Source organism: Enterococcus sp. 2G9_DIV0600 (assembly GCF_002140615.1).
GTDB lineage: Bacteria > Bacillota > Bacilli > Lactobacillales > Enterococcaceae > Enterococcus_D > Enterococcus_D innesii.
The window spans coordinates 2,297,698-2,323,530 of the sequence record NZ_NGLL01000001.1 but is presented as its reverse complement, the minus strand read 5'-3'; the positions used below and the strand labels follow the sequence as shown (position 1 = coordinate 2,323,530).

28 protein-coding genes, 1 pseudogene and 1 other annotated feature are annotated in these 25,833 nt (G+C 42.8%); of the genes and pseudogenes, 20 read left to right on the top strand and 9 right to left on the bottom strand.

Translation table 11 applies throughout. From position 1 onward, the window contains the following. The first annotated feature begins 30 nt into the window (after window positions 1-30). Window positions 31-489, top strand: a complete 459-nt coding sequence (locus tag A5870_RS11055) for a hypothetical protein (protein WP_005229368.1) — start codon at window positions 31-33, stop codon at window positions 487-489. 33 nt (window positions 490-522) lie between these two features. Here A5870_RS11055 and A5870_RS11050 read toward each other — a convergent pair whose 3' ends face one another. The 8 genes and pseudogenes from A5870_RS11050 to A5870_RS11010 all read right to left on the bottom strand — a co-directional run bounded on the left by A5870_RS11050 (window position 523) and on the right by A5870_RS11010 (window position 8,035). Then, window positions 523-798, bottom strand: a complete 276-nt coding sequence (locus A5870_RS11050) for a hypothetical protein (protein WP_074933093.1) — start codon at window positions 796-798, stop codon at window positions 523-525. 142 nt (window positions 799-940) lie between these two features. Then, a pseudogene (locus tag A5870_RS11045) lies at window positions 941-2,266 on the bottom strand (Y-family DNA polymerase); the annotation flags it as partial. A gap of 113 nt (window positions 2,267-2,379) precedes the next feature. Further along, entirely contained in the window at window positions 2,380-4,242 is a 1,863-nt protein-coding gene (gene ltrA / locus A5870_RS11040) for a group II intron reverse transcriptase/maturase (protein WP_002337637.1), read from the bottom strand. A gap of 1,033 nt (window positions 4,243-5,275) precedes the next feature. Continuing rightward, window positions 5,276-5,662 (bottom strand): VOC family protein, encoded by a 387-nt coding sequence (locus A5870_RS11030; RefSeq protein WP_077452634.1) that lies wholly within the window; start codon window positions 5,660-5,662, stop codon window positions 5,276-5,278. A gap of 64 nt (window positions 5,663-5,726) precedes the next feature. Next, window positions 5,727-6,137, bottom strand: a complete 411-nt coding sequence (fosX, locus tag A5870_RS11025; protein WP_086292854.1) for a FosX/FosE/FosI family fosfomycin resistance hydrolase — start codon at window positions 6,135-6,137, stop codon at window positions 5,727-5,729. Between the two features lie 70 nt (window positions 6,138-6,207). After that, a complete protein-coding gene (locus tag A5870_RS11020; protein WP_086292852.1) occupies window positions 6,208-6,459 on the bottom strand; it encodes a hypothetical protein in 252 nt (83 codons plus the stop codon). Between the two features lie 332 nt (window positions 6,460-6,791). Beyond that, window positions 6,792-6,941, bottom strand: coding sequence for a 50S ribosomal protein L33 (gene rpmG / locus A5870_RS11015; RefSeq protein WP_005229384.1), 150 nt, complete (start codon window positions 6,939-6,941; stop codon window positions 6,792-6,794). 137 nt (window positions 6,942-7,078) lie between these two features. Beyond that, entirely contained in the window at window positions 7,079-8,035 is a 957-nt protein-coding gene (locus A5870_RS11010; protein ID WP_086292850.1) for an ABC transporter substrate-binding protein, read from the bottom strand. Window positions 8,036-8,237: 202 nt separating this feature from the next. Between A5870_RS11010 and A5870_RS11005 the strand changes: the two genes are divergently transcribed. From A5870_RS11005 to A5870_RS10965, 9 genes are all read left to right on the top strand, one after another. Then, entirely contained in the window at window positions 8,238-9,029 is a 792-nt protein-coding gene (locus A5870_RS11005; RefSeq protein ID WP_077452630.1) for an ABC transporter ATP-binding protein, read from the top strand. Next, window positions 9,026-10,006, top strand: a complete 981-nt coding sequence (locus A5870_RS11000) for a FecCD family ABC transporter permease (RefSeq protein ID WP_086292848.1) — start codon at window positions 9,026-9,028, stop codon at window positions 10,004-10,006. Before A5870_RS11005 ends, A5870_RS11000 begins: the two co-directional genes overlap by 4 nt. Then, entirely contained in the window at window positions 10,006-10,983 is a 978-nt protein-coding gene (locus A5870_RS10995) for a FecCD family ABC transporter permease (protein ID WP_086292846.1), read from the top strand. The genes A5870_RS11000 and A5870_RS10995 overlap by 1 nt, the downstream gene beginning before the upstream one ends. Window positions 10,984-11,073: 90 nt before the next feature. Continuing rightward, window positions 11,074-11,613 carry a 5-formyltetrahydrofolate cyclo-ligase gene (locus A5870_RS10990; protein WP_086292844.1) on the top strand — a complete coding sequence of 180 codons (540 nt, stop codon included), beginning with the start codon at window positions 11,074-11,076 and terminating at the stop codon, window positions 11,611-11,613. Window positions 11,614-11,625: 12 nt separating this feature from the next. Next, the gene (locus tag A5870_RS10985) at window positions 11,626-12,294 is read left to right on the top strand and encodes a rhomboid family intramembrane serine protease (RefSeq protein WP_005229393.1); all 669 of its coding nucleotides are present in this window, start codon (window positions 11,626-11,628) and stop codon (window positions 12,292-12,294) included. A gap of 30 nt (window positions 12,295-12,324) precedes the next feature. Further along, entirely contained in the window at window positions 12,325-12,534 is a 210-nt protein-coding gene (locus A5870_RS10980; RefSeq protein ID WP_005229394.1) for a YqgQ family protein, read from the top strand. Next, window positions 12,534-13,505 (top strand): ROK family glucokinase, encoded by a 972-nt coding sequence (locus tag A5870_RS10975; RefSeq protein WP_005229395.1) that lies wholly within the window; start codon window positions 12,534-12,536, stop codon window positions 13,503-13,505. Before A5870_RS10980 ends, A5870_RS10975 begins: the two co-directional genes overlap by 1 nt. A gap of 83 nt (window positions 13,506-13,588) precedes the next feature. Next, window positions 13,589-13,990, top strand: a complete 402-nt coding sequence (locus tag A5870_RS10970; RefSeq protein ID WP_005229396.1) for a rhodanese-like domain-containing protein — start codon at window positions 13,589-13,591, stop codon at window positions 13,988-13,990. Window positions 13,991-14,138: 148 nt separating this feature from the next. Continuing rightward, window positions 14,139-14,495, top strand: a complete 357-nt coding sequence (locus tag A5870_RS10965; RefSeq protein ID WP_086292842.1) for a DUF488 domain-containing protein — start codon at window positions 14,139-14,141, stop codon at window positions 14,493-14,495. Window positions 14,496-14,550: 55 nt separating this feature from the next. Here the strand turns inward: A5870_RS10965 and A5870_RS10960 are convergent, their stop codons facing one another. Beyond that, window positions 14,551-14,718 (bottom strand): DUF3042 family protein, encoded by a 168-nt coding sequence (locus A5870_RS10960; protein WP_017144401.1) that lies wholly within the window; start codon window positions 14,716-14,718, stop codon window positions 14,551-14,553. Window positions 14,719-14,868: 150 nt separating this feature from the next. Between A5870_RS10960 and A5870_RS10955 the strand changes: the two genes are divergently transcribed. The 10 genes from A5870_RS10955 to argS all read left to right on the top strand — a co-directional run bounded on the left by A5870_RS10955 (window position 14,869) and on the right by argS (window position 25,801). Then, entirely contained in the window at window positions 14,869-16,026 is a 1,158-nt protein-coding gene (locus A5870_RS10955; protein ID WP_086292841.1) for a galactokinase, read from the top strand. A gap of 41 nt (window positions 16,027-16,067) precedes the next feature. Next, window positions 16,068-17,066 carry a UDP-glucose 4-epimerase GalE gene (gene galE, locus A5870_RS10950; RefSeq protein ID WP_086292840.1) on the top strand — a complete coding sequence of 333 codons (999 nt, stop codon included), beginning with the start codon at window positions 16,068-16,070 and terminating at the stop codon, window positions 17,064-17,066. Window positions 17,067-17,069: 3 nt separating this feature from the next. After that, entirely contained in the window at window positions 17,070-18,554 is a 1,485-nt protein-coding gene (gene galT, locus A5870_RS10945) for a UDP-glucose--hexose-1-phosphate uridylyltransferase (protein ID WP_086292838.1), read from the top strand. A gap of 32 nt (window positions 18,555-18,586) precedes the next feature. Next, the gene (locus A5870_RS10940; RefSeq protein WP_005229404.1) at window positions 18,587-19,567 is read left to right on the top strand and encodes a LacI family DNA-binding transcriptional regulator; all 981 of its coding nucleotides are present in this window, start codon (window positions 18,587-18,589) and stop codon (window positions 19,565-19,567) included. Between the two features lie 263 nt (window positions 19,568-19,830). Next, window positions 19,831-20,556, top strand: coding sequence for a tRNA (adenosine(37)-N6)-threonylcarbamoyltransferase complex dimerization subunit type 1 TsaB (tsaB, locus tag A5870_RS10935; RefSeq protein WP_086292836.1), 726 nt, complete (start codon window positions 19,831-19,833; stop codon window positions 20,554-20,556). After that, entirely contained in the window at window positions 20,540-21,082 is a 543-nt protein-coding gene (rimI, locus tag A5870_RS10930; RefSeq protein ID WP_005237007.1) for a ribosomal protein S18-alanine N-acetyltransferase, read from the top strand. The genes tsaB and rimI (A5870_RS10930) overlap by 17 nt, the downstream gene beginning before the upstream one ends. Beyond that, window positions 21,075-21,548: a ribosomal protein S18-alanine N-acetyltransferase gene (gene rimI / locus A5870_RS10925; RefSeq protein ID WP_005229417.1), complete on the top strand. Its 474-nt coding sequence runs from the start codon at window positions 21,075-21,077 to the stop codon at window positions 21,546-21,548. Before rimI (A5870_RS10930) ends, rimI (A5870_RS10925) begins: the two co-directional genes overlap by 8 nt. Then, complete coding sequence (tsaD, locus tag A5870_RS10920; RefSeq protein ID WP_077452619.1) at window positions 21,541-22,560, top strand: tRNA (adenosine(37)-N6)-threonylcarbamoyltransferase complex transferase subunit TsaD; 1,020 nt, start codon at window positions 21,541-21,543, stop codon at window positions 22,558-22,560. The genes rimI (A5870_RS10925) and tsaD overlap by 8 nt, the downstream gene beginning before the upstream one ends. 135 nt (window positions 22,561-22,695) lie before the next feature. After that, entirely contained in the window at window positions 22,696-23,709 is a 1,014-nt protein-coding gene (argF, locus tag A5870_RS10915; protein WP_005229421.1) for an ornithine carbamoyltransferase, read from the top strand. Window positions 23,710-23,788: 79 nt separating this feature from the next. Continuing rightward, window positions 23,789-23,981: a binding site (T-box leader), on the top strand. A 128-nt stretch (window positions 23,982-24,109) separates the two neighbouring features. Further along, on the top strand, window positions 24,110-25,801 hold the full coding sequence (argS, locus tag A5870_RS10910; RefSeq protein WP_086292834.1) for an arginine--tRNA ligase: 1,692 nt from the start codon (window positions 24,110-24,112) through the stop codon (window positions 25,799-25,801). Window positions 25,802-25,833: the final 32 nt, after the last annotated feature.

The window sequence follows — 25,833 nt, the reverse complement described above, 5'->3', positions numbered from 1 at the left end:
TGTATTACTAATAAAAAGGAGCGTTTTGTCATGGCTAGAGAAATGAAAGCTTTAAAATTTTATTTCCGTAATGGAGAAACATGGACGATTGAGCGCCGTTACATCGGTGACTTGTGGATCAAACAAATCACGACCAGTTTTGGCCGCATCCACGGAAGCGAATTTGTTGAGATTCATCCATGTGCTGGGTTCAAAATTGAAATCTTCCAAGAAGGCGATCATGTGGCAACGCATGACATCAACTTAGGTGGGCTTGAATTAGGGATGTTTGCCCGTGCGTTGAAATATGAAGATATCGAACGGATGGAAATTCTTTACCGTAACGGTACACCGGATCTTGTGTATTTCCCATATAAGGACAAAGATACGGAAGGATTGGATAACGTATACCAATCAACAAAAATCAGTGAGAAAACGAAGAGTCTGTATATCGTGATCGACCCGAACCAGACAGTCGATGATGTTTATAAAGAACATTTCGAAGAATAAGAAAAACGCAGAACCAGCTGGTTCTGCGTTTTTTTAGAATGATTCTTGGAACATATCCGTATACTTTTTTAATAAAAGATAATCTTCGGCATATTCATCTTTTAAAACGATCGTATCGCCAAAAAAACTTTTACGAGCATGTTGAATGATCCGATGCTGAATGTCTTTTTCCAGAAGGTAATCGATCTCAGACTGTTTCAGGTTTTGTGCAGCAGTCGCCCGATTCTTTTCTACATATTGCAGCAAATCGTACTCAAGGTGTCCTGCACCATTGATGACTCGTTTGTATTCGATTTTGTCAATTTTCATCTGCTCACACTCCTTGCTATTAAAGTACCTTAGAAAGGAACAAAGGGGGAGATGAATGAATCGAAATTACATAAATCTTTAAAAAATAGACCATTTGTTAATGTTATCTTAAGAATTGTGAGCACAAAGGAAGGAAACAAATTTATGTAACTGTCGTTTGCGAACCATTAGCTATCGATTCTTTCTCCGTTTGCTGATGGACAGGTCCTATGTTGGCGATCCCATCTAGACCACCAGCATGACCACCAACTAATTTGCTACGGGCAATGGCACGAGCGCCTTCCATCCGGCTTGTGGCGTGAACGATTGAAGTGAAGCCGTATTTTTCACGAATCTTATCGATGATCAAATCTAATTTACGTTGGCGCAACTGCGTTTCTGCTTGCTCAAAAAGATCCAACTGAACATTTTCTGTATAAACCAATTTTGAATAGGTAATACCAATGTGGCGAACGACTTGCCCGGTATAAAATTTTCGAAAGAGAAACAGACAATGAGCAACAAGCTTGCGGGTATTGTCGGTTGGTGGGATCTTCATTTGCCGGGAAAAACCAGAGGCAGTTTCCCCAAAGGCTACGCCGATGTAAACATTGATACAAGCGGTCTGACAATGATGGCGGCGAATTCGGGCGGCAACTTGCTCCGCCATTTCCTTGATGACGATCTCGATTTCTTCTTGTAAATAATAATTGCGGTGCAGGACCTGACTGTTGCCATAACTTTTTTCCATGACCTGCGGTGTCGGTTCAGCTAAAATCGTGCGATCAATGCCGTGAGCGTGATGGTAGAGCTGCTCACCAATGATCCCCATGCGGCTGCGCAAAAGATCAGGACTGGCATGAGCCAATTGTTCGATCGTTTCAATCCCCATCAAGTGAAGTCGTTTTTCTGTGCGTCGACCGATTCCCCAAAACTCCGTCATAGGGGCGATCTGCCAAACTTTTGACGGTACATCTTCGTAGGTCCATTCGGCAATCAAGGAACGGTTGTGTTTGGATTCGTTATCCAAAGCCAATTTTGCTAACAAAGGGTTGTCGCCAATACCGATGGTGACATACAATTTCGTTGTTTCGTAAATGTCTTTTTGAATTTGCTGGGCAATCAGCCATCGTTTTTCTTCGCGAGAAATGGTTTTATCGGGAATGAAAAGATCCAGTGTACGGGTCAGATCCATCATCGTTTCGTCAATTGAATAGATCAGTAAGTCGTCTTGTCCAACATATTTGCGAAAGACATTATTGACTTTGGTATTTTCTTTGATATAAAAACTCATACGTGGCGATGCTTTGTATAAATCGGGATGCGTCGGCAGATTGTCATTGCGAGTCACGTTTGAGATTCCTAATGCCGATTTTGCCTTGGGGGAAGCCGCTAAGATTAAGCCATTTCCAGTATTGTCAGAATGAGACATGACGACCAGCATCGCTTGGATAGGGTCTAATCCGCGCGAGATGCATTCGACAGAAGATAGCGATAGGTAATCCTTTGATGCAATCTCCAGATTTTCCCCCGCTCCACACCGTACGTGCGACTTTCACCGCATACGGCGTTCCATCAAAGTTTACTAACAGTATCATACAGTTATAGATTCAGCGACAATTCACGATTCTTAGCTTTTTTGCGAAACTGGTTGATTATCTCAAGTTGAGCACTTGTAACTCTCATGTTTTGTATGAGAAGTGATGCTCTTGTTTTATCCTCTTCATGAATAAGTGAGTGAATGTTCCGGTGGACAATGACCAGATTTTGATAATTGTCTTTCCCACCTAGATTTTTAGGGACAATACGGTGGCAGTATATGTCTGCTAGCTCTAAGACTTCTTTCGTTACTCGGCAACGGCCGACTTGGGAAGAGTACTTGGATACACGATTGTCTCTAAACTCAATGCTTTCATTAGGATTAGACATGTTCATGAGTTGGTTGATAATATCGATTGGGAAAGTAAGATACCTGTGTATCAGCACACGACCTTCGGGCGTGTATTTACAGGTTCCTATCTTGGGCAGGGAGGTGTGGCTATGTTTTATGAATCCAAAAGGAAGCATAGGAACACCATTAAGCCACCTCAACTGCTTTGACCGAGCGTAATTTTTTTTAATAAAATCACTCGGTGGAGGACCCTTTCTCTTAATATCTAGTCGATTTTTGATGATAATCATTAGGCGTTGATTTATTCTTGGGCAGTCCACACTGATGTGGGTTGCCTTTTTATAATATTGATGGATACCTACTACCATTGAGTTATAAATACTTAACTGTTTTTGAAGTTCAACTTGGGTAGGTGAATGTTGAATCACCTTAATTTGTTTTGCTAACTTATTAGATGCTGCACTCATGGCTTTGGCGCACATGTGCGTTTCAATCACAAAGCTTTTTCTTTTGCGTACCAGTTTCATTGTGAATCCGAGAAAATCAGATTTCTGTTTCTTTAGATTCACTACCTTTGATTTTTCAGCACTTATATCAAGTTTCAGTCGGTCTTTTAACCATAATTTAGTGGCTAGAAAGATTTTGTCTGCGTCACTTCGTTTTCTACAGAAGATTTTGAAGTCATCTGCGTATCTAACAATATAAATCTCTTTTAGTTTCGAAGCACGCAGTGCTCGATATTTGTTGCTCTTAATCCATTGCTTTCTTGTTTGATGATAACAATCGTAGTTTTTCCTAGTCGGGTGTGTTTCCCATTGAGAAGATATCCACCAGTCCAGTTCATTCAAAACAACATTGGCAAGAAGTGGAGAGAGAACACCGCCTTGCGGGGTTCCTTTCTTTGGATGTTCAATGCGTCCATCCCTATGAATAATAGGTGCTTTAAGCATTGCTCGGATAACACCTAGAAGCCATTTATCACGTACCCCTAATGTCCAAAACTGTTTAATAAGTTTTGAATGGTTTACGTTATCAAAGAATCCTTCTATGTCTATGTCTACTACAAAAGTTAGTTTTGAAAGTTGCGCCATTCGTACTGCTTGAGCGAATGCATGATGTGCCGACCGGTTAGGTCGGAAACCATAGTTCTTATCATGAAACTTTGCTTCCATGATCGGTTCTAAAACTTGTAGTAGACACTGTTGTATGATTCTATCCCATATTGTTGGTATACCTAGTGGTCTAGTTTTCCCATTTGGCTTAGGAATATCTACTCGTTTAACTGGTTGCGGTTTATATTCTGAAAATTTTGTTTGAACAGTTTTTATAAACTCGATATTCGGTATTGCTTTTAAATCATCAATATTCTTTTTGTCGACGCCTGGGGAAGTACTACCAGAATTTCCTTTAACATTCCGAAATGCCAATAGAATGTTATTAGGAGAAGTGACAATTTCCATAAGGTTACTGAAAATTTTGTTCTCGCTACTCTCTTTGTAAAGAGAATCAAAGCTATCAATAAGACCATAATATTCCATATGGCGAATTGAATGTGATGCTGATACGTTTTCCATAGCACCGCCTCCTTTCGGACGTCGGCGTTTATTTTGTCATACTCGATTCTATGGATTGTATCATAACTGTTAGTAAAGCAAATTGACTTGTGGCTATCCCTCCACAGCTTATTATCACTGCTTCATAGGTACTGTGCCACTACTCTCACTAGTGTAAATGAGCTTATTATTCTTCGTCTCAACCGTTTCAAAGGAAGTTAGTCCTCCACGACACTAGCTTTCAACGTTCCAATGATTTTATCCCTGCATTTACTTTTAGGCGCTCACTCTGAACCTGTAACTTTCCAATGCCTACTACATTGCACGGTTGTTCATATCTACGATTCTTACTTAACCGCAAGCTACACCCTTTGTCACAGTAATATTTGTGCGGGTAAGATACATTTCTGTACCCCAAGCTTATAGATTCGTACATTCGCGAGTTCGTCAGTGCAGCTGCACATTCTCACCATGAGTAATTTCTGGACTCCCGGCCTATAGGTTACACCATTCACCGCTGAACAGCTTTCGATTGCATAATGCAACTGCGGTAACTCTCAGCCGACTTTACCGAGCTTTTGACAATTCCTATTCTAACTTAAGGTATTGCCAATCGGAGTATCAGAGGGAGCGCTTCAGGTCGTTACACCGTCATTTCACTCCTCAAATCATTAGTTCTACACAAGAAAATCTTGTGTGCCTAACCTTTTCAGTTAGGAACGTTTCGCACCATAAAAACTTTTAACATCGATAAATAAGATATCGCGTTTTGGCTCGAGCGCATAATTAAAACCACCCATTTTTATCACTCCTTACCGAAATTATACGAACGTTTGTTCTTTTTTGTCAAGCGAACAGGAGCGGATGAGTGGATTTGTTTTTTTATAGAGATATTATTTTCGTTTCTAACTGAGGAAAAACGTTGGTTTATAAGAAATACATTCGATTCAGATTGTCAGAATTCGATTGGACATTAAAACGGGATTTTGTCTTTTTACCCGCCGGAATGATTAAAAAAACAGCCGATCCATTGGATCGACTGTCGCTTTATGGATCAATTTTCGGCAGGTAGCGTTGCAAACAAACTTAAGAGATTGCCGTCTATATCTTTGACGATGGCATAGCGTTGCCCCCAAAAGGCAGACCAAGGTTCTTTGAAAGACTGATACCCGGCAGCTACGACTTTTGCATGAAGGGCATCAACTTCTTCAGGGGAATCACATAAAAAGGCTAATTCAATCGTATCACCCACAGTCATTGGTGGATGTCCGTAGATCCCGGCAACCATTTTGCGGCTATTCAAGGAGATGCGAACACCATCATTTGCTAATTCCATATAATCTTCTGAGTGCTGACCTAATGGCGTGAAGCCAAGTACTTGATAAAAAGCCAGTGCCTGTTCCATGTTCTTTGTGATAATACCGACCATATCTAGTTTCATTTTTTTCTTCCTTTCATGTGGGAATTCTTTATATAATAGTCCATGCAGTTGCGAGCAATGAAGATTACTTAGTTTCTGTCAGACGGTAATGGTGCAATCGTTCAGCCAACGTACCAGTATGCAGTTCAAACAAATGGTTGTCATCGTCGTAAAAATAAATAGAAGCACCTTCGCCTTTGATACGAGAACGATCTTTTTCAATCTTCAATCCTAGTCCTCGGATGCGCGTAATCAAGGAATCGATTTGAGTTGGATCGATTTTAAAGGCAATATGGTTATACGTTTTCGGCAGCTTCTGGGAGGCATCCTCCATAACAGCAAGCCATAAGCCATCGATTAAAAAGAATTTTTCTGGGAAGTAAGAATGAGACTGGTCTCGGCTATCATAAATTTCCTCTGCTTCAAACAATGTTTCCAGCATCGTTGTCGTCTTTGCTAAATTCTGTACGATCAACGTGATATGGGAAATCTCCATCGCATCAACACTCCTTTGTTATGACGAAATAGGGGAAAGAGAAACAATCAGTATCAAAATAAGCATTGTGTTAGTTATTGTGAAATACCAAGAGGAAGAGCAGAACATAAAACAGTGCATCTGTTGCGCAAGGAATAAGTTTCTTCTTGTATTTGGTCCAAAAGAAGACATTTATTAAGAAGAGGACAATCACCGTCGGTAGGCTAAAGGTCCAAGCAGGGTGTTTGATAAAAATGAAAAGCATATTTCCAATAAGAGCAAAAAGAAAAGCGCCATAAAACAGACGATAGTTACTAGGTAGATACACAAAATTGCCAAGCATGGGTTCACCTCCTATAGGCGGTATAGCATGAAAGGGGCGGCTGGTACTCAAAGTATATTGAAAGGACAGCTAGAAGAAAAAGCTGGTTCATGTTCTATGTGCCGCCTTTGTTGAACATTAGATTCTTTTTTACATTATACATTAAAATTTATTTATACGTCGCTTCAAAGAAAAAGTTGGCTCAAAAGTTCAAAGCAAATAAGTGAAAATAGGGGAGTGGTTGTGTAAAGAGGGAAATAAAAATACAGCAGCTATCATTGCAAAATGTCTGAAAAAAAAAAGAAGTTCGCAAACGCCTTGGTTATCAGCGTTTGCGAACTTCTTAAATAGTATTATTTTGTTTCGCGGTGTAAAGTAACTTTTCTTTCACGTGGGCAATATTTTTTCTTTTCCAAACGATCAGGATTGTTACGTTTGTTTTTGTTTGATAAGTAGTTGCGTTCTTTACAAGAAGTGCACTCTAATGTGATGTTTACGCGCATGATTTTCCCCCCTAACGATACAAGAATCCTCTAAGAAATCTCTCAGACTAAAATATAATAGCATGTTTCGTGTGGGAATGCTAGCTTTTTCCTGAAATTTGTTAAGTAGTTTTACTTGACGAATTTCTTGAAACCCATTAGTCCAATTTGCTCTGGATATCTTCGATCATTTTGGTATAGGCGATCGGACCATTGTAGAGCCAGCTTGATTCAGGACCGAATTCCCATAAATGATTGTTTTTGACTGCATCAAGATTTTGCCAGACTTGTTCGCTGAAAAAATCAGCGCCTTTATCACTATTGACTAAAATCAAGTAATCGGCATCCAATTCTGCCAATTTTTCCAGAGAAACGGCAGACCAGTCAGCAGTGGCACTTTCACTGATTTCTGAAACCAGTGTGGGAACTTCAAAACCGAGTTCGTGATAAAGTAGCTGACCACTTGATTTTGTTTCTGAAACCATGAAGACGGAATTATTGACCACCCATAAAACAGCGATCGACTTGCCTTTGATTTGATCAGCATAAGCTTCTTTGGTAGCAGCGACTAAATCATCATAATCAGCTTCTACTTGGGCAGCTTGCTCTTCTTTGTGTAAGACCTTTGCGATATCTGTCAGACGTTCACGCCAGGTTACTTCCTCGCCATTTGTGACCACATAGGTCGGCGCGATCTTGCTGTATTGTTCATATTTGTCACCTTCCACCATGGAACTGCTGTCCATCAGTAGCAGGTCTGGTTCAAAGCTCAAGACATCTTCATAGGGCAGATCATAATTGATTCTTGGCACATCTGCTAGTTTGTCTTGCAAGTATGCTTGATCACTGTCATTGCCGACGGTCCATTGAGCAACCGGTGTTACCCCTAAAGCAACCAAATAATCTTCCAAATAACTACCGATCACCCGTTGTGGGTTTTCGGGAACAGTGACTTCATTTCCCATCGCATCGGTAAAGGTTGCTATTTCTGAAGAAGTAGTGGCTGATCCACTGCTATCCGTTGAGTCATTATTCGTGCCGCAAGCACCCAGTAGGGTAAGGGAGCAGGCAGCTAGTAGGGTAAGCCAAGTACTTCTTTTTGACCATTGTTTCATAAAAACACTTCCTCCTTTGTTACATGTTGAGCACTTATTGCTTTAATTGAGAATAGTTCTCATTTGCTGATAGCTATTATCACGAAGAATCCCTCGTTTGTCAATCATATTTTTTTATTTCCTTTTTTTAGAACTATTGACGAATAGCAGGATTACATTCATAATTGATAAGCATTATCAATCAATTATTTTGGGGACGAATATGGCGAAATTACGAACAGTTGACTTAAGTGTCGGCTATCAAAAACAAAAAATTGTGCAAAATCTAACAATCGAGATACCAGAAGGAAAAATCATCGGGTTGATTGGTCCGAATGGCAGTGGAAAATCGACATTTTTAAAGGCACTCGCCCGAATTTTACAGCCTTTGTCTGGTGAGGTCCTATTAGATGCCCAAAACCTACAGAACATTAAAACCAAAGAAGTGGCTAAAAAGATTGCGCTGCTTTCTCAAGTTAGCGACTCATCGATTGGCTTGACGATTCGCGAAATCGTTTCTTACGGTCGTTTTCCCTATCAAAAAGGACTGAATAGTCTATCGGAACAAGATCTTGCGGCGATCGACTGGTCCTTGCAGGCAACGGGTTTGACGGCACTAGCAGATGAAACGATCAGCACGCTGTCAGGGGGACAAAAACAGCGCGTTTGGATCGCCATGGCACTGGCGCAAGATACGGATATCGTAATTTTAGATGAACCAACGACTTTTTTAGATCCTGCGCATCAATTAGAAATTTTGCTCTTATTACAGCAAATCAATAAAACCTACGGAAAAACGATCATTATGTCGATTCATGACCTGAATCATGCGTCACGTTTTTCTGATTATATTTACGCATTAAAAGGTGGAGAGCTGTTGGTTTCCGGTACACCGGAAACAGTGCTGACCAAAGAATGGCTGCAACGTTTGTTTGAAATCGATGCCGTGTTAGGTACCTTTCCTAATAGTACAAAGCCGTTGGTCTTGACCTATGAGTTAGGAGCCCAAGCATGAAAAAATTTCCTTGGTTGCTGCTGCTTTTTAGCGGCTGCTTTATTATCTGTTTCTTTTTAGCGATCACTCAAGGAGCGGCCGACCTTTCTTTTGAAACGATTAGGGATGCTGTCTTTGCTTTTGATTATGAGAATCAGCTGCATCAAGTCTTGCGCAATATTCGGTTGCCGCGTGTTTTGGCTGCTTTTCTAGTAGGAAGCTGTTTTGCTGTTACAGGAGCCATCATGCAGGGGATTACGAGAAATCCCTTGGCAGACGGTGGTCTTTTAGGTGTCAATAGTGGGGCTGCCTTGGGACTAGCGATCGCATTTATCCTCTTTCCTAGTGTGCAACCGAGTCAAGCGGCGCTGTTTTCCTTTTTTGGTGCGTTTGCGGCAACTGGGCTGCTTTTTTTACTGACCAGATACGCCAAACTAGGCATGTCGCCCACGGGACTGATTTTGGCTGGTGTGGCATTAAGTTCTTTTTTCTCAGCCATTAGTCAAACTCTGTCATTGCAATTTGATTTAAACCAAGAGCTAGCCTTTTGGTTTATCGGTGGTGCGGCGAATGTGACTTGGCAACAACTGCGTTTTGTGGGACCCATCTATCTGATAGCCATCGTTTTTGTGCTACGTCTAGGAAAAGCCCTCAATCTGTTAGCGCTAGGAGATGACACCGTTATTTCATTAGGGAAGCATCCGCATCTGATTCGGGCATCTGCCTTACTGTTAGTCGTAGTTTTGGCGGGAATGGCGGTTTCGCTTGTTGGACCGGTCAGTTTTGTCGGCTTAATGGTTCCTCATGTCGTGCGAGGAATGGTGGGTAAAAACTATCAACTGATTTTGCCTTTGACGATCATCGGAGGCGGGACTCTAGTGATGGCCGCTGATCTGGCAGGTCGCTTGATCAATCCCCCTTTTGAGACGCCATTTGGGATACTGATGGCGTTGATCGGTGTGCCTTTTCTATTGGTCAAGATACGGAGGGAAGACTGATGAAAAAAACACTCTTTGTTTTTTTTCTACTGGTGATGGCCGCTTTTTTAGGAAGTGTCATGGTAGGAAAAACAATCTTATCCTTTCAAACATTAGGCGCAATCTTTCAAGGAACGGCGTCTTCAAGTCAAGTACTGACGTTTACTGAGTTTCGACTGCCACGGGCTTGTCTGGCATTGATCGCCGGCGGTGCCTTTGGTTTTTCTGGATTTGTCTTGCAAGGGGTGACGAGAAATGAGCTGGCTGATGCAAGTATCGTAGGAATCAACAATGGCGCGGGTCTCTTTGTAATGATCTACTTAGGGTTTTATACCCAAGGATCGCAGCTTTTGCCTTTTGTTGGGATCATCGGTGGTTTATTAGCTGCATTACTGGTCTATTTGATTGCCTATAAGCACCACCAATTGTTGTCGATGGAGCGAGTGCTGCTGGCGGGAATCGCTGTCAATGCAGGGTTGGCGGCGGCTACCTTACTTTTTACGGTGGAATTATCAAAAGATCGCTATCGCTTTGTAGCAGCATGGCTTTCAGGTTCGATTTGGGGAACTTCTTGGCAGCAAATCACCAGTCTGCTTCCTTGGGTCATCGTATTGTCTGCCGCAGCGTTCTGGACCGTACCAAGGCTTAATTTACTTGGCTTTGGCGAGGAGCAGGCAATTAGCTTAGGGGTTTCTTTGACCCGTTTGCGGACGTGGTTTTTAGTGATCGCGGTTGGTTTGGCTGCCAGTACGGTTGGCTATACCGGTAATTTAGCCTTTGTTGGCTTATTAGCGCCTCATATCGCCAAGGGGCTCATCGGCAGAGAATCTCGCAGTGCCTTTTTCTTAGCGGGAATGATCGGCAGTCTGCTAGTCTTAGTCAGTGATACGATCGGCCGTTTACTATTGACAAGCGGTGAGATCCCAGCTGGTATCATCATTTCTATCGTAGGGGCACCGTACTTCGTCTACTTACTGATCCGACGCAAGGGGCGATAAGCAAAAAGTCATGATCTTGCCAAGAAATCTGCGATTCTAGTTTGCTATTTGGACACAGTTTTTGGTACTATTTCTGAGAGGAGTGATCCAATGGAAAAACCAGTCATTAGAGAGCACATGATCCAAACATTAAAAAAAATGCCGAGCAAACAAAAGCAGCAGAAAGAAACGGTGATTTTGCAGTTGCTGTTTTCTTCTCAGATTTGGCAAACAGCTAAGTCAGTAGGTGTGATCCGTTCGTTGCCATTTGAATTTGATACAGAGGCTATTTTTGCTAAAGGATTTGAACAAAACAAACGAATCGCAGTGCCGAAAGCACAACAGAAAAAATTGCAGTTTTATCATGTGGAGCCGACAACGCGTTATGAAGCGTCGGCATTTGGGGTTGAAGAGCCGATCAGTGAGCAAGAAGCCCATCACTTGGATTTGCTGATTGTTCCGGGTTTGGCGTTTTCGAAAACAGGCTATCGCATCGGCTTTGGCGGTGGCTATTATGATCGTTTCTTATCAGCTTTTGATGGCAAGACCGTTTCTTTGGTTTTCGGAGAACAATTCAACGATCAATGGACACCAGATGTATTCGACATCCCAATCGATAAAATCTATACGGATTCGCTTATTCGCACGTAAAGGAGCACGTCAATGAATTCTCAAATGAAAAGATGGCTGAATCAGCCGGTCTTCACGTATCTGTTTTTAGCTATCCAAACAATTGTGTTTATCTTAGGTTATTTTAGTCCCTCTATTCAATCAGGCGGGGTGATGTTTGGTCCGTTTGTCGTTTATTTAAATGAATATTGGCGTTTCGTTACCCCAATCTTTCTACATTTCGGTTTGGCTCATTTTGCGATCAATTCTGTGATTCTGTATTATATGGGGCAGCAAGTAGAAGCCATCTATGGTCATAGCCGCTTTTTTGCCTTGTATTTACTAAGCGGCATCATGGGCAATACCATGAGTTTCGCATTCAACCAAATAGGGGTTCAATCAGCAGGCGCTAGTACTTCATTATTCGGGCTTTTCGGGGCATTTTTGATCTTAGGTTGGCATTTTAGAAATGATTACCGTATCCAAGCAATGGTACGGCAATTTGCCTTATTCGTTGGATTGAACCTAGTTTTTGGGGTGTTTGATCAAACGATCGATATGTGGGGACACATTGGGGGGATCCTCGGTGGGTTATTGTTAGGGAATCTTTTGGCATTGCCAAAGAACTACGGAAAATATTCGATCCACACCAGAATCCTCTCTGGCGTACTCTTTGTTTTCTTATTGGCTATTTTTGTGATATATGGTTTTAAAAAATATTAATTACTTGTATAATAAGCAGGAAGTGGTTAAATGGAAACGTTATATGACGTACAACAATTACTGAAACAATTTGGTGTTTACGTATATGTCGGCAAGCGGATCTACGATATAGAACTGATGCAAATCGAGCTGAAGAACTTTTATGACAGTCGCTTGATAGATCGGGATGTATATCTGACTGCCCGGCGAATTCTTACGCGGGAGCATCGAATTGAAGAAAGCCGGGAGGAAAACAAGTGATGGACAAAAAAATCATCGGAATTGATTTAGGCGGAACAACTGTGAAATTCGCTATTTTAACGAGCGAAGGCGAGATTCAGCAAAAATGGAGTATTGACACCAATATTCTTGATGAAGGCTCACATATCGTGCCAGAAATCGTGGCATCGATCAATCATCGCCTAGAATTATATGGCTTACAGCCGGAAGCATTTATTGGTATTGGTATGGGGACACCAGGAAGTGTCGACCGTGACAAAGGAACCGTCATCGGTGCCTACAATCTGAACTGGAAAACACTTCAGCCAGTCAAAGAACTGATTGAAAAAGGCACAAAAATCCCGTTTGCCATCGATAACGATGCCAATGTAGCAGCTTTAGGTGAGCGTTGGAAAGGGGCAGGGGATAACAATCCTGATGTCATCTTTATCACACTAGGTACAGGTGTTGGCGGCGGTATCATCATGGAAGGGCAATTGCTTCATGGGGTTGCTGGTTGTGCTGGAGAAATCGGTCATATCACTGTTGATCCTGAAGGGTTTGAATGTACTTGCGGCAAACGTGGTTGTTTAGAAACGGTTTCTAGTGCGACGGGTGTTGTGCGAGTTGCTCGACAGTTGGCAGAAGAATATGCTGGCGATTCGGCATTGAAACAGCAGCTGGACAATGGGGAAGATGTTTCAAGTAAAGATATTTTTGAAGCGGCTCAAGCAAACGATCCATTTGGCTTGATGGTCGTTGATAAAGTGTGCTTCTACCTTGGGTTGGCATGCGGAAACTTAGGAAACACATTAAATCCATCAAGTATCGTTTTAGGTGGAGGCGTATCAGCAGCTGGTGAATTTTTACGTGAACGGGTTGCTGCCTACTTTGCTCAGTTTACCTTCCCACAGGTAACGGAAAGTACCGAAATCAAATTGGCAGAACTTGGGAATGATGCCGGTGTGATCGGGGCAGCATCATTAGCTTTGCAATTTGCAGCAAAAGCTTAGATGCCAAGCTGCTAGGCAATGATACATTCAAGCAGCATAAATCAAAAAAAGAATGATTGTTACAATAGAGAGGAATAGAAGAAATGACACCAATTATGTGGCTAAACTTGGTTTTGGGATTAATCATCTTAGCAATCGCTTTGAACTGGGCGTATTTTCAAATCATGGGACGCCGTTCAGCAACGATCATCTCAGAAGATGAATTCAAAGCAGGAATGAAGAAAGCCCAAGTGATCGATGTTCGGGAAAAAAATGAGTTTGACAGTGGACATATTTTAGGGGCGCGTAATATTCCTTTTACTGTTTTGACGAATTCCTTCAGCGCATTTCGTAAAGATCAACCGATCTACTTATATGACACGCGTAAATCGTTGAGTATTCGCGCAGCGAATAAATTACGTAAAGAAGGCTTTACCAATGTCTATATCCTAAAAGAAGGATATGAAGGCTGGAGCGGCAAGACGAAAAAGAAAAATAGTTTATAAAACAGAGAACTCAAGGCAAAAGAACACAAGCAAATTTGAATGAGTGATGAAACACCAAACGGAGTGTTTCAAGTAAGTCATTGTTCAATTTACATTGCGGGCTTTTGCCTTTATTTGAACTTAGGTCTATTAATAAGGAGAGTGTGCGTTGATCAAGCGAAAAAGAATATATGAAGCGGCGAAAACGACAGATGGCTATCGGGTATTGGTGGATCGCATCTGGCCTAGAGGGATGAAAAAGGAAACAGCTCAGATCGATCTATGGCTCAAAGCAGTCGCACCAAGTACTGAATTGCGCAAATGGTTTGGGCATGATCCTGAACGTTTTGATGCGTTTAAAGACCGCTATCTACAAGAATTAGAGAAAGCGCCCGCAAAAGTTGCCCTGGCGCAGTTAAACGCGTTGGTTGCTGAACAAGAGACCGTTACCTTACTATACGGAGCGAAAAATGAAGAACAAAATCAAGCCGTGATTTTGCAGGACTTACTGAAGAAGGAAGAATGATACCTAAAAGAGCCGCCAGCCTATTGAAGGCTGACGGCTCTTTTGTAGCAAATGATTAACGGGCAACGCTTTTACGCATCGCACGTTTCCGTTTTTCATCATGATCCGCTTGTTGTTCATCAATTGGATCAATCACTTGTTTCTTGACCGTCATAACAACACTTGCAGCTGCAGCAACCGTTGCGACTGTTCCTACTAAAAATCCTGAAAGAAATCGTTTCATCATTAAACACCTCGCCTTTAGTTATAGGTTCATTATGAATGAAAACGGAAAAAATATCAAAAAAAATCACTTTTGGGATTGAAAACGCTTGAAATGATTTAGTAAATATTTTACAATAAGTTTACTAAAAAGAAAGTGGGAGTGAGAGAAATGGAGCAATTGCAACAGATATTTATTGATAAATTTGGAACAGAAGGCACAGGCATGTATTTTGCACCAGGGAGAATCAACTTGATCGGTGAACACACGGATTACAATGGCGGTTATGTTTTCCCGGCGGCGATCACATTAGGGACGTATGCAGTAGCGCGAAAACGTGAAGACCAGTTGATCCAACTCTATTCAGAGAACTTTCCAGAAAAAGGCGTGATCTCCTTTTCGTTAGATGAGCTGGATTACCGAAAAGAAGATGATTGGACAAACTATCCGAAAGGAGTCGTTCGTTTTCTAAAAGAAGCGGGGCAAGTGATCGATCGAGGCTTTGACATCGCTTTTTATGGCAACATTCCGAATGGCGCAGGTCTTTCTTCTTCGGCATCGATTGAATTGCTGACGGGGGTTTGTCTAAAAGATCTCTTTGATTTAACCCTGACGACCTTGGACTTAGTTAAAATCGGCAAAAAAGTCGAAAATGAGTTTATTGGCGTTAACTCAGGGATCATGGATCAATTTGCGATCGGAATGGGTCAAAAAGACCATGCACTGCTTTTAGATACGAACACGTTAAATTATGAAGTCGTACCAGCGGCATTTGGCGATTATGTCGTAGCGATCATGAATACCAATAAGCGACGCGAATTGGCTGATTCTAAATACAATGAACGACGTGCAGAATGTGAAGAAGCATTGGCTCGTTTGCAAAAATCATTAGCCATTGATTCATTGGGCGCATTAGACGAAGCAACCTTTTTTGCAAATACAGCATTGATCGATGATCCACGCTTGATCAAACGGGCGAAACATGCGGTGACGGAAAACCAACGGACATTGAAAGCAAAAGCTGCTTTGACTGCTGGTGATCTTGAAGAATTCGGCCAGTTATTAAATGCCTCCCATGCCTCATTGCGAGATGATTATGAAGTGACAGGGCATGAACTAGATACACTAGTCGCAGCCGCTCAAGCGCACCCTGCTGTTCTAGGTGCGCGGATGACTGGTGCGGGCTTTGGCGGTTGCGGGATCGCATTGGTCAAAGCAAGTGAATGGGCTGATTTCGAAGCGTCAGTCAGAGCAGCCTATTTAGCAGAAATCGGCTACGCAACCGACATTTATCAAGCAAGTATTGATGATGGTGCACGAAAACTGTAGAATAAGAAACGATGAAGGAATGAAGAAAGAAGGCTGAAAATATGGCGATTTTAGTATTAGGAGGAGCCGGCTATATCGGTTCTCATGCAGTCGATCAATTGATCGAACAAGGAAAACAAGTCGTTGTCGTTGACAATTTGCTGACAGGACATCGCCAAGCGATCCATCCAGCAGCAACCTTTTATGAAGGAGATATTCGCGACAAAGCATTTTTACAATCGGTATTTGAAAAAGAAACGATTGATGGCGTGATTCACTTTGCTGCCAGCTCTTTGGTGGGAGAATCTGTGGAAAAACCATTGAAGTATTTCAACAATAATGTGTATGGGATGCAGGTCCTCTTAGAAGTGATGAAGGAACATCAAGTGAAACATATCGTCTTTTCCTCTACAGCAGCAACTTATGGGGAACCTGACCATAGTCCAATCACGGAAAAAACCCCAACAAATCCTAAAAATCCATATGGCGAAAGCAAGTTGATCATGGAAAAAATGATGCGTTGGTGCGATGAAGCTTATGGAATGAAGTATGTCGCATTGCGTTATTTCAATGTGGCTGGCGCGAAGTCGGATGCTTCGATTGGTGAAGACCATGATCCAGAAACACACTTAGTACCGATCATCTTGCAAGCTGCTTTAGGACAACGCAAAGAGGTAGCAATTTTTGGGGAGGATTACGATACTCCAGATGGTACTTGTGTCCGCGATTATGTCCATGTCGAAGATCTGATCGCTGCTCACCTGTTGGCATTAGAATATTTACAAAAAGGCAATGAGAGCAATGTTTTCAATTTAGGCAGCAATCATGGGTACTCTGTGAAAGAAATGGTGGAAGCTGCTCGCAATGTAACGAAAAAAGAGATCCCAGCCAGAGTGGCGCCTCGCCGTGCCGGTGATCCAAGTACCTTAGTGGCATCGAGTGAAAAAGCACGAAAGGTTTTAGGCTGGAAACCAGTCTATACCGACGTCGAAGCAATCATCGAGACTGCTTGGAATTGGCATGTCAGCCATCCAAATGGGTATCAAGGGCAGGAGGAATAACCAATGACGATCAGCCAAACAATCAGCGATTTCGTCACTTTAGCAATCAAGGCTGGCGGCTGGATGGAAATGGATCGTATTTATTTGCAAAACCGAGTACTAGCCATGATCGGGGAAGCTGTTTTTGAGCCCAGCGAAATTCGTTCTGTCGATCGGTCCTCCATTGATTTGATGGACGAGCTGGTGGCATGCGCTTTAAGCAATCAGCAAATTGGCGATTCTCACGCAGAAAGAGAAATCTTTGAAGCCCAGTTGATGGACTTTTTGACGCCACCGCCTTCAGTAGTCAATGCTTTTTTTGCGCAGCATTATGCCAATGATCCTAAAGAAGCGACGGATTATTTCTTTGAGCTGTGCCGTCAAAATGATTACATCAAGACTCGGGCCATCGCAAAGAATATCGTGTTCCCAGTTGATACCGAATATGGGGAGATCGAGATCACGATCAATTTATCAAAACCTGAAAAAGATCCCAAGCAAATAGCGAAAGAAGGAGCTGCTGCTTCTGTAGATTATCCGAAATGTATGTTGTGTTTGGAAAATGAAGGCTACCAAGGACGAGTCAATTATCCAGCGCGGACCAACCATCGGATCATCCGTATGAATTTGGATAATGAAGCATGGGGCTTTCAATATTCGCCCTATGCCTACTACAATGAGCATTCGATTTTTCTCTCTTTAGACCATCGTCCTATGAAAATCAATTTGCAAACCTTCGCTCGCTTGTTGCAGATCATTGAAGTGATGCCGCATTATTTTGTCGGGTCCAATGCCGATCTGCCGATCGTTGGGGGTTCGATCTTGTCTCATGACCATTATCAAGGGGGACGGCACACGTTTGCCATGGCAAAAGCGCCGATCGAGCAACACTTTTCTTTAACTGGTTTTCCTGATGTCGCTGCGGGGATCGTGAAGTGGCCAATGTCGGTGATACGACTACAAGCGAAAAACAAACAAAAATTAGCCGCCGCTTGCCAATATGTGTTAGCCCAATGGCAACAGTACTCAGATCCAAGTGTTTCGATCAATGCCTTTTCAGAAGATGGAACGCCTCATCATACGGTGACACCGATCGCACGCAAGCAAGGAGAGCTGTTTGAAATGGACTTAGTCTTGCGGGATAATAATGTTTCCAAAGAACATCCTGACGGCATTTTTCATCCGCATCAAGAAGTGCAGCATATCAAAAAAGAAAATATCGGATTGATTGAAGTCATGGGCTTGGCAGTTCTCCCGCCGCGTTTAGCTCCGGAACTAGAAGAAGTGACTGCTTATCTATTGGATCAGCCCAATCAGATCGCGGCATACCATATTCCTTGGGCAGATGCGATCAAAGCCCAGCACCCAGAATGCAATGCCGAAAACGTGTCGCAGATTTTACGTAATGCATTAGGGGAAGTCTTTACACAAGTATTGACGCATGCAGGCGTCTTCAAGCGAGACCAGACAGGGCAAGCGGCCTTTGCTCGCTTTATAGCTACTTTATAAAAAAGTTCCCCGCAAAAAAAGGAGGCTGGAAGATGGCAACGATTAAAGATATTGCACAACAGGCTGGCGTCTCGCCAGCCACTGTATCACGGGTGCTGAATTACGATTCAGAATTATCGGTCAGTTCTGAAACCAAAGAGAAAATTTTTAAAGCCGCAGAAGCACTCAATTACACAAAACATAAAAAAAAGAGTCAGCCAGAAACCAGTAGTATGCGCTTGATCCAATGGTTTGATACCGAGGAAGAATTAGCGGATCTTTACTATTTAGCGATCCGTATCGGGATTGAAAACAAAACCGAAGAATTAGGGATTCGTTTGCTGAAAGAACCCTACGAAGGATTGACTGATACCGCAGTCGATGGAACGATTGCACTAGGAAAATTCGATGATCACCAGATTCGACAATTGAAAAAAAGCCAAGCCAATTTGTTGATGGTCGATTTTGACGCATTGGCTCAGGGCGTCAATTCTCTGGTAGTTGACTTTCAACAAGCGGTGGATTTAGTGATCGATGACTTTATTGCAAAAGGCCACCAAAGGATCGGCTTGTTATCAGGCGTTGAGTTTACCAAGGATCATCACCAAGAAATCGAAGACCCTCGGCGCAGGATTTTTGAGGAACGGCTCCGTCGGTTGAAGCTACACCACCCGCAATATCACCTCAGCGCACCGTTTACAGTAGAGGGCGGTTATGAGGCGATGAAAGAGTATTTGCAGCAAAACAAAGAGTTGCCAAGTGCTTTATTTGCTTCCAGTGATGCCTTAGCGATTGGCGCTATGCGTGCTTTGCAAGAAAAAAACATCAAGATTCCTGAGGAGATCGCAATTATCGGCTTCAACGATGTCAGTGTTGCAAAGTACGTCTTTCCGACGCTGTCAACCATCAAAGTTCATACGGAATGGTTGGGGGAGCTGGCAGTGACGACCTTGCTGGATATCATTACGAATGCAGCACCCGTTCCTCGCAAAGTTACGATCGCAACGGAACTGATCACGCGCCAATCCTCCTAGCAACCAGTTGAATCACCGAAGGATGTCGTTACACACGTCAACTGAGTTTTAATGGAATAACAAAAAATGACTATCGTCTTACCCGAACCTTTAAACAGCCTCGTCGGTTTGCAGCTGCAGCCGTGCTTGCTTTTTTCAAAGGTTCGGGTATTGTTGTCCTATTGCTTTTTTTCTAAACGCAGGCATCTTTTTGGAGACTTGGTTGGGCATTTGATTAGAATATGGTAGAATATGAGAGAGTTTTTTGAATGGGGAGAAGATAGATGAAAACATTAGCGATTGATACCTCAAACCAGACACTGGCGGTTGCGGTGGTCGATGGTCAAGAAGTGTTGGGACAAAGCCAGACGATGGCGATCAAAAACCACAGCACAGCATTGATGCCTGCCATTGATGGATTGATGCAAGCGGTGGGGATGGCACCTAAAGAGCTGGAGCAAATCGTTGTTGCGAAAGGTCCTGGTTCGTATACAGGTTTGCGAATCGGCGTCACAACAGCAAAAACGCTGGCGCAAACATTGAACATCCCGCTGATTGGTGTTTCTAGTTTGAAAGCAGTCGCTGCCAATTGTGTGGGCGTATCGCAAGTGATCGTGCCGTTGTTTGACGCTCGCCGTCAAAATGTCTACGCAGGTGCCTACCAATGGCATAATGGGACCTTAGAAACAAGGATCAAAGACCAGCATATCTCACTGTCTGAATTATTGACCCAGTTAAAAGCAGTCGATGGTCAAGAAGTGCTATTTGTCGGCGCCGATACCATCAAATTTAAAGACATGATCGAGGCGGAACTGCCGACAGCCCATATCAATCAAGTATCGTTATGGAGTTACCCCAATGGCGTTGTTTTAGCTGCTATTGCGAAAGAAGAAGCGCCGGTCGCTTCGATCCATGATTTTGTACCAGACTATTTAAAATTAGTTGAAGCCGAAGAAAAATGGTTAGCCTCGCATGAACCGGGAGTGGATGCCTATGTTGAAAAAATTTAAAACGATGACGGGAAAGCTGGCCCTTTTCCGTCAGATTCAATACCCAGAGCGTAAAAAAGAGATACGAGGGGAAACGTACGTTGTTCGTGAATTAGTCGGAGATGACATTAAAGAGCTGCTGCAGGTGGAGCGTCTCGTGTATGCGGGGGAACTGCCTTGGACCAAGAGCGCCTTTTTGTCAGAACTTTATTCACGGGTCAAACATCTTTATTTGGGCATCTTGCATAATGAGCGGATGATTGGGTTTATCGGGGTGCGGATTTTAGGCGCTGATGCCCATATCACCAATATCGCGATCATTCCTGATTATCAAGGAAAAGGGATCGGTTCTTTCTTGCTAGGAGAAATCGAACGTTATGCACGGAAAAACAAATGCGACCGTTTGACATTAGAAGTGCGCCTGGGCAATCGTGATGCGCAACGTTTGTATCGGACCCTCGGGTTTGTTTCACAGGCGATCAAAACGGCGTACTACACCGAAGGCAATGAAGACGCATTGGATATGGTGAAATTTTTAAATGACTAACGAACAAGCAGATCAAACGATCCCGACACCGCAAATGCTCTGGTCATTGGCAGATCAGAGCTATCCCTTTGGCTCGCCTTGGAATGTGCAGCAATTTCAACAAGATTTGCAAAACAGCAACAGTCGCTATTTGTTCCGTTATGGAAAAACCAATCAAGAGCTGATTGGGTTTCTCTGTTTTCAGCAAGTGCTGGATGAAGCAGAGTTGTTTAATGTAGCGGTTTTACCAGCGTATCAAGGTCGTGGTTTGGCGAAAGAATTGTTGAAGCAAATGGAATCGCTCGTGGAACAAACCGATGGTCGGCGCATCTATCTTGAAGTGCGTGTGTCGAATTTGCAAGCACAAGCTCTTTATTTACGTATGGGCTATACAGTCATCGGTCGTAGAAAAAAATATTACAGTCATCCAGAAGAGGATGCGTTGATTATGGAAAAGAAAGTAGGCGGACAAAAATCAAATGAATGAATTGATTTTAGCCATTGAAAGCAGTTGTGATGAAACCAGTGTGGCAGTGATTAAAAACGGCGACACCATTTTAAGTAACATTGTTGCTTCGCAGATCAAGAGCCACCAGCGCTTCGGCGGTGTCGTACCAGAAGTCGCTAGTCGTCACCATGTCGAACAGATTACTTTATGCATCGAGGAAGCATTGACACAGGCCGACACACAGCCTGAAGAATTATCAGCTGTTGCTGTCACCTATGGTCCAGGGTTGGTTGGGGCATTATTGATTGGACTTTCTGCAGCGAAAGCCTTTGCCTGGGCCCACAGCTTACCACTGATTCCGGTCAATCACATGGCAGGACATATTTATGCAGCTCGTCTAGTGAAGCCATTGGTTTTTCCTTTAATGGCATTATTGGTCAGCGGTGGCCACACCGAATTGGTGTATATGGCAGAAGATGGCTCTTTTGAGATCATCGGTGAAACGAGAGATGATGCCGCTGGAGAAGCCTATGACAAAGTCGGTCGTGTTCTGGGTTTGCCTTATCCTAGTGGAAAAGAAATTGATCGCCTTGCGCATCTAGGCAGTGATACGTATCACTTTCCTCGAGCAATGATACAAGAAGATAATTTTGATTTTAGTTTCAGCGGCTTGAAGAGTTCCTTTATCAATTTTGTGCATAATGCACAGCAAAGAGAGGAAGCTTTGTCAGTAGAAAATCTAGCAGCTAGTTTCCAAGCCAGCGTTGTCGAAGTATTGGTTCATAAAACGTTGCGAGCATGCCAAGCCTATCCAGTAAACCAGCTGATCGTCGCTGGCGGGGTCGCCGCGAATCAAGGGTTGCGTGACGCTTTACAAGAAGCGATGCAGGAATTGCCGGAAGTGGAATTGTTGATTCCACCATTGCGTCTTTGCGGAGATAATGCGGCCATGATTGGTGCCTATGCCCATGTTGCGTTGAAAAAGCAGCGCTTAGCAGACCTTTCATTGAATGCTGATCCAAGTGTCAGCTTTGCCCATCCGATTTCTTAAGATGATAGCACCTAAGATCCGTTCTTAGGTGTTTTTTTGTTTCATTTATGAGCAAACAGAAGATTTCGTTGTATTTTATTTCACCATTTGATATCATTGTGTATATTTATTAATTAATAGAGGGGCGGGTATGCAATGACATCGGTTTTTAAAGGACGCAGTTTTTTAGCAGAAAAGGATTTTACAAAAGAAGAACTACAATATTTGATTGATTTTTCCCAGCACTTGAAAGGGATGAAGGCCAACAATCAACCACATCGTTATTTAGATGGCAAAAACATTGCACTTTTGTTTGAAAAGAATTCGACACGGACGCGAGCAGCCTTTACGGTTGCAGCGGTGGATCTGGGGGCACATCCGGAATTTTTAGGGGCCAATGATATTCAGTTGGGGTCTAAAGAATCTGTTGAAGATACCGCCAAAGTATTCGGCCGCATGTTCGACGGGATCGAGTTTCGCGGCTTTAGTCAACAGGTTGTCGAAGATCTGGCCAACTATTCAGGTGTACCTGTTTGGAATGGCTTAACGGATGAATGGCATCCAACGCAAATGATCGCTGACTTTTTGACCATTCAAGAAAACTTTGGTGAGCTGACTGGCTTGACCATCGCATACTGTGGGGATGGGCGCAACAATGTCGCTAATTCTTTATTAGTGACCAGTGCGATCTTAGGGGTCAATATTCATGTCGTCACCCCGAAGGCCTTGCAGCCAGAAGCAACCATCATCGCACAGGCACAAGCCTATGCCAAGCAATCGGGCGCAAAGATTTTGGTGACTGATGATGTGGATCAAGGTGTTCTAGGCGCTGATGTCGTGTATACCGATGTTTGGGTATCAATGGGTGAAGAAGAAAAATTCCAAGAGCGGATCGAACAGTTGCTGCCGTATCAAGTCAACCAATCGTTGATGAAAAAAACACAAAACGATCAAGTGATTTTTATGCATTGTTTGCCAGCATTTCATGATGATCAGACCACGTATGGCAAAAAAGCAGCGCAGGCGTATGGAATTTCTGAGATGGAAGTCACTGATGAGGTCTTTCGCAGTAAGTATGCCCGTCAATTTGATCAAGCCGAAAATCGTTTGCACTCAATCAAAGCGATCATGGCAGTGACTGCTGGAGATCTATTTATTCCTAAAGTATAAAATAATTTTTTTTGAAAATGCCAAAATCTCGCTAGCCAAACAAACATTTCTTTGCTATACTTTCTGGGAAGTAAATAGCCTTGATTTGATGAAACAAGAGAAGTAGCGATTCGAGTATCAGTTAGCGAGTTCGGGGTGGTGGAAGCCGAATTGATCAGATTGTGAAACGCACTTGTGAGAATTTGCCAAGCAAACGGAATTCTGCCGTTATCAGAAAAAGTGGGTCCGAAAAGGACAATCAGAGTGGTACCGCGGGAAATCTCGTCTCTAGTGTATGTTATGCGCTAGAGGCTTTTTTTGTTTTTATCAATCATTTCTTGCGTTAAAAACATACAGCTGTTTGCTTGCTTCAAACAACGTTTCATCAAAACATGGGCTCAGTCATTATAGGAGGGATACTATGAATAACAAAGAAATCGTCGCACAAGCCATCCATCAAGTAGTAAAAGAAGATCTATCGATCGAACAAGTTCAGCAATTACTGGAAAATCCAAAGTCAGCCGACCATGGGGATGTGGCATTCCCAGCCTTCTCGTTAGCAAAAGTCTATCGGAAAGCGCCGCAGCAAATTGCCGCAGACTTAGCCGAAAAAATCGATCAAGCGTCTTTTGAAAAAATTGAAGTGGTCGGTCCATATTTAAACTTCTTTATGGATAAAAAAGCAATCTCTGCCCATGTCTTAGAGATGGTTCTCAAAGAAAAAAATCATTTTGGCGATCAAACCGTCGGCAATCAGCAAGCAGTACCGATCGATATGTCTTCACCAAATATTGCCAAACCCATCTCAATGGGGCATTTGCGTTCCACTGTGATCGGTAACTCGATCGGCTTTATTTTAGAAAAAATCGGTTACCAGCCAATTCGCATCAACCATTTAGGCGACTGGGGCACACAATTTGGGAAATTGATCGTGGCCTATAAAAAATGGGGGTCAGAAGAAGCGGTCAAAGCGGAACCAATCAACGAACTGTTGCGTTTGTATGTTGATTTTCACGAAGCTGCCGAGACAGATAAACAATTAGAAGATGATGCGAGAGCTTGGTTCAAGAAACTAGAAGATGGTGACCAAGAAGCAATGGATTTGTGGCAATGGTTCCGTGATGAATCATTAAAAGAATTCAATAAAATCTATGATATGTTGGAAGTTTCCTTTGATTCATTGAATGGCGAAGCTTTCTATAATGATAAAATGACAGAAGTCGTGGAATTATTAGAGGAAAAACACTTGTTGAAAGAAGACCAAGGGGCAGAGATCGTTGATTTGGCTGCGTATGACTTAAATCCAGCCTTGATCCGCAAATCCGATGGTGCGACTCTTTACATCACACGGGACATGGCCGCAGCGCTGTACCGCAAACGGACCTACAATTTTGCCAAATCATTGTACGTGGTAGGAAATGAGCAAAGTTATCACTTCAAGCAATTAAAAGCTGTTTTGAAGGAAATGGGCTTTGAGTGGGCAGATGATATGACCCACGTACCATTTGGATTGATCACCAAAGATGGGAAAAAATTATCTACGAGAAAAGGGAAGATCGTTCTTTTAGAAGAAGTATTGAATGAAGCGATCGATTCAGCGAAAGAACAAATCACTGAAAAGAACCCAACGCTTGAAAACAAAGAAGAAGTTGCAAAACAAGTCGGTGTCGGGGCAGTCGTTTTCCACGACTTGAAAAATGACCGTTTGAATAATTTCGACTTTACGCTAGAAGAAGTTGTCCGTTTTGAAGGAGAGACCGGACCCTATGTGCAATATTCTCATGCCCGTGCCATGAGCATTCTTGAAAAAGCCGACTTTGATCCTGCTGCTGTCAGCAGTTTGTCATTGGCAGATACTGAGAGCTGGGAAGTCATCAAATTGATTCAGCGCTACCCAGAAACCGTGCTGCAAGCAGCAGAAAAATATGAACCATCCGTCATTGCCAAACATGCCATCAAATTGGCACAGGCCTTTAATAAGTATTACGCCAATGTGAAAATCTTGGCTGAAGATGCGGAAAAAGACGCACGTCTGGCTCTAGTTTATGCAGTAACGACCTTATTAAAAGAAGATTTACGGTTGCTTGGTTTACATGCACCCGACAAAATGTAACAAAAAAAGCTGTATCCTTGTTTCGACAAGGA